General features: G+C 64.6%; 11 protein-coding genes. 10 read left to right on the top strand and 1 reads right to left on the bottom strand.

The window, feature by feature from the left end; genetic code table 11:
* Positions 1 to 154 precede the first annotated feature (154 nt).
* From ABD847_RS16640 to ABD847_RS16615, 6 genes are all read left to right on the top strand, one after another.
* Positions 155 to 1,213, top strand: a complete 1,059-nt coding sequence (locus tag ABD847_RS16640) for a squalene/phytoene synthase family protein (RefSeq protein WP_345015063.1) — start codon at positions 155 to 157, stop codon at positions 1,211 to 1,213.
* A gap of 7 nt (positions 1,214 to 1,220) precedes the next feature.
* Positions 1,221 to 2,348: a GGDEF domain-containing protein gene (locus ABD847_RS16635; RefSeq protein ID WP_345015061.1), complete on the top strand. Its 1,128-nt coding sequence runs from the start codon at positions 1,221 to 1,223 to the stop codon at positions 2,346 to 2,348.
* A 30-nt stretch (positions 2,349 to 2,378) separates the two neighbouring features.
* A complete protein-coding gene (locus tag ABD847_RS16630; RefSeq protein ID WP_345015059.1) occupies positions 2,379 to 2,645 on the top strand; it encodes a YihD family protein in 267 nt (88 codons plus the stop codon).
* A 51-nt stretch (positions 2,646 to 2,696) separates the two neighbouring features.
* On the top strand, positions 2,697 to 3,677 hold the full coding sequence (locus ABD847_RS16625) for a serine/threonine protein kinase (RefSeq protein WP_345015057.1): 981 nt from the start codon (positions 2,697 to 2,699) through the stop codon (positions 3,675 to 3,677).
* 63 nt (positions 3,678 to 3,740) lie between these two features.
* Positions 3,741 to 4,349: a DsbA family protein gene (locus tag ABD847_RS16620; protein ID WP_345015055.1), complete on the top strand. Its 609-nt coding sequence runs from the start codon at positions 3,741 to 3,743 to the stop codon at positions 4,347 to 4,349.
* Between the two features lie 92 nt (positions 4,350 to 4,441).
* Positions 4,442 to 4,897 (top strand): 2-thiouracil desulfurase family protein, encoded by a 456-nt coding sequence (locus tag ABD847_RS16615; protein ID WP_345015053.1) that lies wholly within the window; start codon positions 4,442 to 4,444, stop codon positions 4,895 to 4,897.
* Between the two features lie 84 nt (positions 4,898 to 4,981).
* Here the strand turns inward: ABD847_RS16615 and ABD847_RS16610 are convergent, their stop codons facing one another.
* Positions 4,982 to 6,502: a YifB family Mg chelatase-like AAA ATPase gene (locus tag ABD847_RS16610; protein WP_345015052.1), complete on the bottom strand. Its 1,521-nt coding sequence runs from the start codon at positions 6,500 to 6,502 to the stop codon at positions 4,982 to 4,984.
* Positions 6,503 to 6,877: 375 nt separating this feature from the next.
* On the opposite strand from ABD847_RS16610, the gene ilvG reads away from it, so the two are divergent.
* The 4 genes from ilvG (at position 6,878) to ilvD (ending at position 11,645) form a co-directional block, all read left to right on the top strand.
* Complete coding sequence (gene ilvG / locus ABD847_RS16605; protein WP_345015051.1) at positions 6,878 to 8,524, top strand: acetolactate synthase 2 catalytic subunit; 1,647 nt, start codon at positions 6,878 to 6,880, stop codon at positions 8,522 to 8,524.
* A complete protein-coding gene (gene ilvM / locus ABD847_RS16600) occupies positions 8,521 to 8,796 on the top strand; it encodes an acetolactate synthase 2 small subunit (RefSeq protein WP_345015049.1) in 276 nt (91 codons plus the stop codon). The genes ilvG and ilvM overlap by 4 nt, the downstream gene beginning before the upstream one ends.
* Positions 8,797 to 8,812: 16 nt before the next feature.
* The gene (locus tag ABD847_RS16595) at positions 8,813 to 9,739 is read left to right on the top strand and encodes a branched-chain amino acid transaminase (RefSeq protein WP_345015047.1); all 927 of its coding nucleotides are present in this window, start codon (positions 8,813 to 8,815) and stop codon (positions 9,737 to 9,739) included.
* 67 nt (positions 9,740 to 9,806) lie between these two features.
* Positions 9,807 to 11,645 carry a dihydroxy-acid dehydratase gene (gene ilvD, locus ABD847_RS16590; RefSeq protein ID WP_345015045.1) on the top strand — a complete coding sequence of 613 codons (1,839 nt, stop codon included), beginning with the start codon at positions 9,807 to 9,809 and terminating at the stop codon, positions 11,643 to 11,645.
* Positions 11,646 to 11,649 lie beyond the last annotated feature (4 nt).

Raw genomic sequence — 11,649 nt, 5'->3', positions numbered from 1 at the left:
CCACTGAAATAGAGCCCTTAGGTTATCTGACCTAAGGGCTTTTTGTTTTGCCAAGGGCCCGTGTTTGCCTGGCTTTGACGGTATCTAGTGACATGGTTCGGATCCTGGCGCCTGTGATGATAGACTGTCCGCTTAACTCTTGAGGCGGCGGCTCATGATCGACATTTCTCAGCAACAACATCTGCTTGCGCAGGTTTCGCGCAGTTTTGCCCTCACCATTCCCCTGTTACCCGCGCCGCTGCAGGACTATGTGGGCAATGCCTATCTGCTGTGTCGTATCGTCGACACCCTGGAGGACGAACCCGCCCTCGATTGCCAGCAAAAGCAGATCCTGTTGAGCCAGTTCCTGGTTGCGTTAGCGGATCAAGGTGTTGCCGCTGATTTCACCTCGGCGGCTTGCAGAGCACTGAGTTCGGCCACACCGGCGGCAGAACAGGAGCTGATGGCACTGACACCAGCCGTTCTGGCGCGTTACCGCAGTTATCCGACCGAGGTGCAAGCCGTGTTGGCTCGTTGCGCCACCATCATGAGTCGGGGCATGGCCGGCTATCAGCAACAGGACTGTTCACAGGGGCTGCCGGATCTGGCCGCCCTGGATCAGTACTGCTATTTCGTTGCCGGTGTGGTGGGCGAGATGCTGGCGGAGTTGTTCATTTTGCATTGTCCAGAGCTGTTACCGCAGCGCGATCAGCTGTTGGCCTTGGGCGTCTCGTTTGGTCAGGGCTTGCAGATGACCAACATCCTCAAGGACATGGCCGATGATAGGGCGCGCGGTGTCTGCTGGTTGCCCCGTGAATTGGCGCTGCGCCAGGGACTGGATCTGGCCCTGGAGGGGTGGGGCCAGGATCAGGCCGGCTGTCAGCGTCTGCTGGATGAGCTGGCCGGGTTAGCCCAGGGGCATCTGCAGGATGCCATGGACTTCACCTGCCGGCTGCCGGTCTCGCAGCAGGGGATACGGCAGTTCTGCCTGTGGGCCATCGGCATGGCGGCCTTGACCCTCAAGCGAGTGGTGAGCCAGCCAGGTGAGGCCAAGATTACCCGGCGCCAGCTCAAAGGGGTGGTGCTGGCGTCGCGCCTGCTGGGGCGCTCCGATACCCTGTTGCAGTGGTGGCTGGGCTGGTTGCGGCGCGGTTGTACCATTCGACGCCGTAGCCCCCAGGCGCTACGGGATCTCACCAGTCAGTGGGATCATCTGATGATGTCAACGCGCTAGGGCGGCCATGCAGGTCAACGAGCAAGTCATCACCAAGGTCAAACAGGAGCTGATCTCCTACCTGTACGACAATGGCTTCTATTCTCTGATCCTGATGCTGGTGCTGACGGTGATTGCCGGCTGCCTGTTGGTGGGACAGGTGGATGCCAATGGTTTGCTGGGCTGGTTGACCGCCATGCTGGTTGCTCTGGTGCTGCGTGGCTGGCATCTCATCTGGCGCCACAAGACCCGTCACCCCTCCCTGAACTGGTTGGAGTACGAGTATTTTGTTGGGGTGACCTCTACCTCCATTCTGTGGGGGATGGGGCTCTTGATGCACATGAGCCAGACCGGTGATACCCAGCGCGGCATCTTGATCCTGCTCTCCTGTCTCGTCATGGCCGAATCCTGCGTCTCGCTGCTAAGCAGCCGTCGCTGTGTCTATGGTGCCCTCATGCCCATCGTCCTGAGCCTGCTGCTGGAGCTGGCATCTGAACCCTTGTGGGGACTGATCTCGGTGGCGGTGTTTGTGCTCACCTTGATGCTGGCCATGCGCCGTCTCTCTCATTGGCAGCTGGAATCCCTCTATCACAGGTTCAACAATGCCAAGCTGGCCCAGGTGTTGCGCCAGCAGAGCGATGAATTGCGGCTGGCCTCCCAGCGCGACGGTCTCACCGGACTGGCCAATCGCAGTTGCTTTGACCTCTCCCTCACCGCCGCCTGGCGCCGCTGCTGTCGCACTCAGGCACCCATCTCCCTGATCCTGGTGGATGTGGATTTCTTTAAGCAATATAACGACTACTATGGCCATCTGGCCGGGGATGACTGTCTGCGCAAGTTGGCCCATGGTCTGGCGCGTATTCCGCGGCGTGACGATGACCTGGCGGCCCGCTATGGCGGCGAGGAATTCGTTCTGCTGCTGCCCTTTACCGCCGAGGCGGGGGCGTTGGCCCTGGCCAATCAATTGCGGGAGTGGCTGGCGCACCAGGCGATTCCCCATGCCGGCTCCGCCGCGGCCGAGGTGGTCACCGTCAGCCTGGGGGTGGCGACCCTGTATCCCCATCCGGGCGATCCGGCCTCCAGCCTGATTGCCCGGGCGGATGGCGCCCTGTACCGTGCCAAGTCGGCCGGGCGTAACCGTATCAGTGTGGCCTGAAGCCCAAGACCCAAGACACAGGAGAAGATTATGCAATGTCATCGTATTGAAGAGCTGTTGGAGTTGTTGCAACCGGCCTGGATCAAGGACCAGGATCTGAACCTGCTGCAGATGCTGCAAAAATTGGCCGATGAGGCCGGCTTCGATCGCCCCCTGAGCGAGCTGACCGACGATGTGCTCATCTATCAGCTGAAGATGCGCGACAAGCAGAATAACGAGATGATCCCCGGCCTGGCCAAGGATCATGTGCCGGACTTCAAGGAAGCCCTGCTCAAGGCCCGCGGCATCAAGCCCTGAGGCTGTGCATGACGGCGTCGCCGTCGTATTCCCCCCGATACAGGAGCCTCAGTGAGCCAGTTTCACTTCCAACAGTTGACCCCGGATCTGATGCTCGACGCCCTGGCCGGTGTGGGGCTCTACCCCGACAGCGGCCTGTTGCCGCTCAACAGTTACGAGAACCGGGTCTATCAGTTCCGTAACGAGACGGGCGAGCGTCTGGTGGTCAAGTTCTATCGCCCCGAGCGCTGGACGGCCGAGCAGATCCGGGAGGAGCATGCCCTGGCCGCGTTTTTGGCGGAGGAGGAGGTGCCGGTCGCGGTGCCGCTGTCGCAGGATGGAGCTACCTTGCATCGCCATGGCGACTACTGGTTTGCCCTCTGGCCCAGCCTGGGTGGCCGTCACCTGGAGCCGGATAACCTGGATCAGCTGGAGGCGGTAGGCCATCAGCTGGGCCGCTGGCATGCGGCCGCCAGTCGTTTTCAGCTGCAGGCGCGACCCCGGCTGGATCCGCGCCAGAGCCTGCCTCTGGCCCTGGCGCAGTTGGAGGCTGCCGTGCCCTGGCCGATGGGCCTGGCGGAGCAGTTGCGCCCGCAGCTGGCACGCCTGGTGCGGCAGGTGGGCGAGCGCTGGCAGACGGACTGGGCACCGCTGGCGCTGCATGGCGACTGCCATCTGGGCAATATTCTGTGGCGGGATGGCCCCCTGTTTGTGGATCTGGATGACTGTCTCACCGGGCCGGCGGTGCAGGACCTCTGGCTGCTGCTCAGCGGCGATCAGGCCGAGCAGCGTCTGCAGCTGGATACCCTGCTGGCCGGTTATGAGGAGTTTGCCGAATTCGACCATCGCCAGCTGGCGCTGATCGAGCCGCTGCGCACCCAGCGCCAGATCCAGCACCTGGCCTGGCTGGCGCGCCGTTGGGCCGATCCGGCCTTCCCGGCGGCGTTTCCCTGGTTTGCCACCGAGGCCTTCTGGCTGCAGCAGCTGCAGCAGCTGGCGGAACAGGAGCGCGCGCTGGCGGCACCGCCAATCTCGTTGACGTTCGGCCTCTAGGTGAATAGGCTGTCTTGGCCCGGCGGACAGCCGGTAATCCGTATCCCACTGGTAGGAAATAAGATGAAGAAAATCATATTGATCTGTCTGGCGATGCTGCTGGCACCGCTCACCCAGGCCGCGCCTCTGTTCAAAGAGGGTGTGAACTATGACGTGCTGCGGCAGACCGGCACGGCCAAGCCCGAGGTGATGGAGTTTTTCTCTTACTACTGTCCGCACTGTTACCAGTTCGAGCCCATCATGCAGAGCCTGCGGGCTGATCTGCCGGCCGAGGTGGCCTTCGTCCGCAATCCTGTCTCCTTCCTGGGCCGGGAGATGGGGCCCGAGCTGCAACGCGCCTACGCCTTGGCCATCATGCTGAAGGTGGAAGACAAGCTCACCCCCATCCTGTTTGATCTCATCCAGGTGAAGCGTCAGCCGCCCAAGGATCGCGCCGCGGTCAAGGCCATCTTCGAGCAGATCGGCGTGACGGCCGAAGAGTTTGATGGTGCCATCGACAGCTTTGCCGTCACCGGCCAGGTGGCCCAGTACGATCGCAACACCGCCAGCCTGAATATTCGCGGCGTGCCCAGTACTGTGGTAAACGGGAAATACCTGGTGAAGAGCGAGTCGCTCAAGAGCCAGGAGGAGTACAACCAGCTGGTGAAGTTCCTGCTGAGCAAGGCGGACTAAGCCGCGCCAGGCGGAACAACCCAGGGGCTTAGGCCTCGAGACCAAGGGAGCTGCGGCTCCCTTTTGCATTATTTGCACTCAAGGAGCCAAGGATGAAGAAGATTTTGGTCAGTGCCTGCCTGCTGGGGCAGCCGGTACGCTACGACGGCCAGGGCAAGGGGCTGACCGATCCTCGCTTGGCCCGTTGGCAGGCGCAGGGGCGCCTGGTGAGCGTCTGCCCTGAACTGGCCGGTGGCCTGCCGGTGCCCAGAGCGCCGGCGGAGCGGCAGGAGGCGCGGGTGGTGACGGTGCAGGGGGAGGATGTGACGGCGGCCTTTGCCTGCGGCGCCCAGGCGGCCTTGCAGCTATGTCAGGCTCAAGGCATCCGCCTGGCGCTGCTCAAGGAGGGCAGTCCCTCCTGCGGCAGCCAGCAGATCTATGACGGCACCTTTGCCGGCCAGCGGGTGGCCGGCGAAGGGGTCACGGCGGCCCTGCTGCGAGCCCACGGCATCCAGGTCTATGCCGAGACGCAGCTGGCCGAACTGGCGTTGGCGCTGGGCGAAAGTTGAGCCTGGCCGCCGGCCGGGTCGATTATGCGAGTCTGCCCGAGCGAGATGCCGGGCGGCGCGGGGCCATGGGTACAGTGCACAGGGTCAGACCGACTGATTAAGCCGATGCAGCAGCCGGTCCATGGCCCGGTAGCCCAGGGCCTCGGCCAGGTGTTGCCGGCGGATCTGCGGACTTTGCTCCATGTCCGCCAGGGTACGGGCGACCCGCAGTATCTTGTGCCAGGCCCGCAGGGAGAGCCCCAGCTTGTGGATGGCACTCTCCAGAAACTGGCTGTCGCTCTCGCTTAGCGGGCAGTAATGATCCAGGTCCCGGCTGTCCAGTTCGGCGTTGAGCTTGCCGGCACGCTGCAGCTGCAGGGCCCGGGTGCGGGCCACCCGCTCACGGATCTGTTCGCTGCTGTCGCCCCGCTCTGCCGGACGGGACAGGCTGCCCGGCGGCAGGGGTGGTATCTCCACCGCCAGATCGAAGCGATCTAAAAACGGGCCGGAGAGCTTGCTCAGGTAGCGCAAGATCTGCTCCGGGCTGGCCCGGCGCTGGGGCCCCTCGGCATGGCCGCAGGGGCTGGGGTTCATGGCCGCCACCAGCTGGAACCGGGCCGGAAACTCCACCTGACGGCTGGCGCGGGAGATGGTGATGTTGCCGCTCTCCAGCGGCTCCCGCAGGCTGTCCAGCACCTTGCGCTCGAACTCCGTCAGCTCATCGAGAAACAGGATGCCGTTGTGGGCCAGGGAGATCTCCCCAGGCTTGGGCTGGCTGCCGCCGCCCACCAGGGCCACCGCCGAGGCGGTGTGGTGGGGCGCGCGGTAGGGGCGCTGCCGCCAGGCGTGGTGATCGGGCATCAGGCCGCCGATGGAGTGGATGGCGGCGGTCTGCTGAGCCTCGTCTTCGTTCAGCGGCGGCAGCAGTCCCGCCAGCCGGCTGGCCAGCATGCTCTTGCCGGTGCCGGGCGGGCCGATGAGCAGCAGGTGATGCTGACCACTGGCGGCGATCTCCAACGCCCGCTTACCCACCTGCTGGCCGATGACATCCTGCAGATCACCGCGGTAGGCCGCCAGGGGCAGCTCGGCGGCGGCCTGGGGGCGGGGCAGGGGCGTACCGCCACTCAAGGCGGCGCAGAGCTGGAGTAGGTGGCGGCAGGTGTGCACCTGCGCCTCGGGCAGCAGGCTGGCCTCCTCGCCGTTGGCCTCCGGCAGGATCAGCTGCCGGCCGGCCTTGCGGGCGGCCAGTATGGCGGGCAGGGCCCCGATAATGGGTCGCACCTCACCGGTGAGGGCCAGCTCGCCGAGAAACTCCAGCTGGGTCAGTGACTGGCTGGGCAGTTGATCCGAGGCGGCCAGTATGCCCACGGCGATGGCCAGATCGAAGCGCCCGCCCTCCTTGGGCAGATCCGCCGGTGCCAGGTTGACCGTGATGCGCTTGGCCGGGAATTCGAAGTTGGCGTTGAGCAGGGCGCTGCGCACCCGCTCCCGCGCCTCCTTCACCGAGGCCTCCGGCAGGCCCACGATATGGAAGGCCGGCAGGCCATTGGAGAGGTGAACCTCCACGGCGATCTCCGGCGCGTCGATCCCCAGGGCCGCTCGGCTAAAAACGACAGCTAATGACATTATCTCGTCCTTGTTTGGTTTCTAATTCTAATGATGAATGTTTATGTGGTTATATATTCTTATTTCGATGAGTCTGAGCGGCCGCCGGCAGCACAAGCTAATCAGAAAAGCGCTTGTGTTAAAAAATAGCCTGTGCTAGTTATGTAGGCCACCCGCGGCGAGGCCGCCGCGATCCGAATCAAGTGGTTGAGTCATGCATCCGGTTATCAGCGTTGTCAGCATTATTATCGTGCGCCTAGTGGTGGTGATTATTCCCACCGCTCGGGGACTCGCAGGCTGACGGAAGAGCTAGACTCAACCAAAACCAGATAGAAACCCCCGAGCCGCCCAGACGCTCGGGGGTTTTTTTATTTTCGCAGTACAAGGAAGCACAGCATGAACGGCGCGCAATACATAGTGAACGCACTCCACCAACAGGGGGTCAGCCAGGTGTTTGGCTACCCGGGAGGCGCCATCATGCCGGTCTACGATGCCCTGTATGACGGCGGCATCCCCCACCAGCTGTGTCGGCACGAGCAGGGCGCCGCCATGGCGGCCATCGGCTACGCCCGGGCCAGCGGTCAGGTGGGCGTCTGCATCGCCACCTCAGGCCCCGGCGCCACCAACCTGATCACCGGTCTGGCGGATGCCCTGCTGGACTCTGTGCCCGTGGTGGCCATCACGGGTCAGGTGGGACGCGACTTCATCGGCACCGATGCCTTCCAGGAGATCGATGTGCTGGGCCTGTCGCTGGCCTGTACCAAGCACTCCTTCCTGGTACAGGATCCGGCCGAGCTGGGTCAGGTGTTGGCCGAGGCTTTCCGCATCGCCCAGGAGGGTCGCCCGGGCCCGGTACTGGTTGATGTGCCCAAGGACATCCAGATGATGGCGGCGGAGCCCACGGCGCCTGTGCACCTGGTGAGCCAGTGCCCCGAGCCCGAGGCCGCTGATCTGGCCTCCGCCCGTGCCCTGCTGGCCCAGGCCGGCAAGCCGGTGCTCTACGTGGGCGGCGGCGTGGTGCTGGCCGATGCGGTGGACGAGCTGCGCGCCTTCGCCAGCCAGACCGGCCTGCCGTCGGTCACCACCTTGAAGGGCATAGGCACCCTGGATCCTCATTGCCCGCAGTTTCTCGGCATGCTGGGCATGCACGGCAGCAAGGCGGCCAACCTGGCGGTGCAGGAGTGCGATCTGCTGCTGGTGGTGGGTGCCCGCTTCGACGATCGCGTCACCGGCAAGCTGGATACCTTCGCCCCCCATGCCAAGGTGATCCACCTGGACATCGACGCCGCCGAGCTGGGCAAGCGCCGTACCCCCGAGGTGGCCCTGGCCGGCGATCTCAAGACCCTGCTGCCGGCCCTGGCCCAGCCGCTGACCATCGCCGACTGGCAGGCGCACTGCGCCGCCATGGCTCGCGACTTTGCCTGGGATTACGCCCACCCCGGCGATGCCATCTACGCGCCTGCGCTGTTGCGTCACCTGAGTGACGCCCTGCCCGAGCAGGCGGTGGTCACCTGCGACGTGGGTCAGCACCAGATGTGGGTGGCCCAGCACATGCGCTTCGCCCACCCCAGCCAGCACATCTCCAGCTCGGGCCTGGGCACCATGGGCTTCGGCCTGCCCGCCGCCGTGGGCGCCAAGCTGGCCCGTCCCGAGGACGAGGTGGTGCTGGTGAGCGGCGACGGCTCCTTCATGATGAACGTGCAGGAGCTGGGTACCCTCAAGCGTGCCCAGCTGCCGGTGAAGATGGTGCTGCTGGACAACCAGCGGCTGGGCATGGTCCGCCAGTGGCAGGAGCTGTTCTTCGACGGCCGCTTCTCCGAGACCCTGCTGACCGACAACCCTGATTTCGTCGCCCTGGCGGCCGCCTTCGGCATCGCCGGTGAGACCATACACCGCAAGGAAGAGGTGGCTCCGGCCATCGCAAGAATGTTGGCCTGCCCGGGTGCCTACCTGTTGCACGTGGCCATTTGTCCGGAAGAGAATGTCTGGCCCCTGGTACCCCCCGGCGCGGCCAACCAGCAGATGTTGGAGGCAAAAGCATGAAGCAGCACCAGTTCAAGATCCTGACCCAGAGCCGCCCCGAAGTGATGGAGCGCGTGCTGCGGGTGGTGCGCCACCGGGGCTTCGCCCTGCAGGGCTGCCAGATGGAAAGCAAGAGCGACAGCAAGCAGTTGCAGATCACCCTGACGGTGGCGAGCGAACGGCCCGCCCACCTGTTATTCAGCCAGCTGGACAAGCTGGTGGACGTTACCCATGTGGAGGCCCGCGAGCTGGCCCAGGCCGCCGCCCCCCAATCTCTCCAAATTCGGGCTTAAGAAGGAAGAAGTGACAATGGCACAGACTACCAAGTACATCTGGTTCAACGGCGAGCTGGTCGAATGGGACAAGGCTCAGGTTCACGTCATGACCCACGCCCTGCATTATGGTTCCTCCGTGTTCGAAGGCATCCGCGCCTACGACACCCCCAAGGGCCCGGCCATCTTCCGCCTGAAGGAACACATCCAGCGCCTGTTCGACTCCGCCAAGATCTACTGGATGGCCATGCCCTACAGCCAGGAGCAGATCTGTGAAGCCTGCCGCGTCATAGTGCGGGAGAACGATCTCAAGTCCGGTTACCTGCGTCCGCTGGCCTTCGTCGGCAACGTGGGCCTGGGGCTGCATCCGCCCAAGGACGCCCACACCGACGTGATGATCGGCGCCCTGCCCTGGGGAGCCTACCTGGGCGAAGAGGGGCTGAAGAACGGCGTGGACGTGGCGGTCTCCTCCTGGAATCGTCTGGCACCCAATACCATACCCACCGGCGCCAAGGCCGGCGGCAACTACCTCTCGTCCCAGCTGATCTCCCGGGAAGCCAAGCGCCACGGCTATGTGGAAGGCATCGCCCTGGACGTCAACGGCTACCTGAGTGAAGGGGCCGGCGAGAACATCTTCCTGGTGAAGAACGGCGTGCTGCACACCACCCCGGCCACCTCCGCCATCCTGCCCGGCATCACCCGGGATACCATCATCACCCTGGCCCGGGACATGGGCCTGACGGTGAAGGAGGAGGCCCTGCCCCGCGAGGCCCTCTACCTGGCGGACGAAATCTTCATGACCGGCACCGCCGCCGAAGTGACCCCGGTGCGCTCCGTGGATCAGATCCAGGTGGGTGCCGGCTGCCGCGGCCCCATCACGGAGCAGATCCAGAAGGCCTTCTTCGGTCTGTTCAACGGCGAGACCCAGGACAAGTGGGGCTGGCTGACACCGGTCAACGACTAACCATATGGATGAGGAGGCGCCAGGGCGCCTCCTGTGTTTTTCATCAAAGGATTAAAGGGAGCCCAAGATGCCCAAGTACCGTTCCGCCACCACCACCCAGGGCCGCAACATGGCCGGTGCTCGCGCCCTGTGGCGTGCCACCGGCATGACGGATGCCGATTTCGGCAAGCCCATCATCGCCGTGGTCAACTCCTTCACCCAGTTCGTGCCCGGTCACGTGCACCTCAAGGATCTGGGCCAGCTGGTGGCCCGGGAGATCGAAGCCGCCGGTGGCGTGGCCAAGGAATTCAACACCATAGCCGTGGATGACGGCATCGCCATGGGTCACGGCGGCATGCTCTACTCCCTGCCCAGCCGGGAGCTGATCGCCGACTCCGTCGAGTACATGGTCAACGCCCACTGCGCCGACGCCATGGTCTGCATCTCCAACTGCGACAAGATCACCCCCGGCATGATGATGGCCGCCCTGCGCCTGAACATCCCGGTGATCTTCGTCTCCGGCGGCCCGATGGAAGCCGGCAAGACCAAGCTCTCCGACCAGCTGATCAAGCTGGATCTGGTGGACGCCATGGTGATGGCCGCCGACAGCAAGGTGAGCGACGAGGACACCGCCGAGGTGGAACGCAGCGCCTGCCCCACCTGCGGTTCCTGCTCCGGCATGTTCACCGCCAACTCCATGAACTGCCTCACCGAGGCCCTGGGCCTGTCCCAGCCGGGCAATGGCTCTTTGCTGGCCACCCACGCCGATCGCGAGCTGCTGTTCAAGAATGCCGGCCGCCGCATCGTCGAGCTGGCCAAGCGCTACTACGAGCAGAACGATGAGAGCGCCCTGCCGCGCAACATCGCCACCAAGGCCGCCTTCGAAAACGCCATGACCCTGGACATCGCCATGGGCGGTTCCACCAATACGGTGCTGCACCTGCTGGCCGCCGCCCAGGAAGCCGAGGTGGACTTCACCATGGACGACATCGATCGTCTGTCCCGCAAGGTGCCGCACCTGTGCAAGGTGGCGCCGTCCACCCAGAAGTACCACATGGAAGACGTGCACCGCGCCGGTGGCGTGGTGGGCATCCTGGGGGAACTGGAGCGTGCCGGCCTGCTGAACACCGAGGTGCGCAACGTGCTGGGCCTCTCCCTGCTCGAACTGCTGGAAGCCTATGACGTGACCCGTGGTGCCTCCACCCTGGTGAAGGACTTCTACCGCGCCGGCCCCGCCGGTATCCGCACCACCCAGGCCTTCAGCCAGGATTGCCGCTGGCCGGATCTGGATGTGGACCGCAAGGAGGGCTGCATCCGCGCCAAGGCGCACGCCTACAGCCAGGACGGTGGTCTGGCGGTACTGTTCGGCAACCTGGCCGAGAACGGCTGCATCGTGAAGACCGCCGGGGTGGATGAGTCCTGCCTGGTGTTCGACGGCCAGGCCCGGGTCTACGAGAGCCAGGACGCCGCCGTGGCGGGCATCCTCAAGGGCGAAGTGGTGGCCGGCGATGTGGTGGTGATCCGCTACGAAGGGCCCAAGGGCGGCCCCGGCATGCAGGAGATGCTCTATCCCACCTCCTACCTGAAATCCATGGGCCTGGGTAAGGCCTGTGCCCTGATCACCGACGGTCGCTTCTCCGGCGGCACCTCCGGCCTCTCCATCGGTCACGTCTCCCCCGAGGCGGCGGCCGGCGGCACCATAGGTCTGGTGGAAACCGGTGATCCCATCGCCATCAACATCCCTGAGCGCCGCATCGAGCTCAAGGTGAGCGACGCCGTGCTGGCCGAGCGCCGCCAGGCCAAGGATGTTGCCGGCTGGAAGCCGGATCGGGAACGTCAGGTCTCCCTGGCGCTGAAGGCCTACGCCATGCTGGCCACCAGTGCCGACAAGGGCGCCGTGCGGGATCGCAGCAAGCTGGAGGGCTAACGCC

This window comes from Pseudaeromonas paramecii (assembly GCF_039540575.1).
Classification (GTDB): domain Bacteria; phylum Pseudomonadota; class Gammaproteobacteria; order Enterobacterales; family Aeromonadaceae; genus Pseudaeromonas; species Pseudaeromonas paramecii.
The sequence above is the reverse complement of the archived record's forward strand: the minus strand, read 5'-3'. Positions and strand labels throughout refer to the sequence as shown.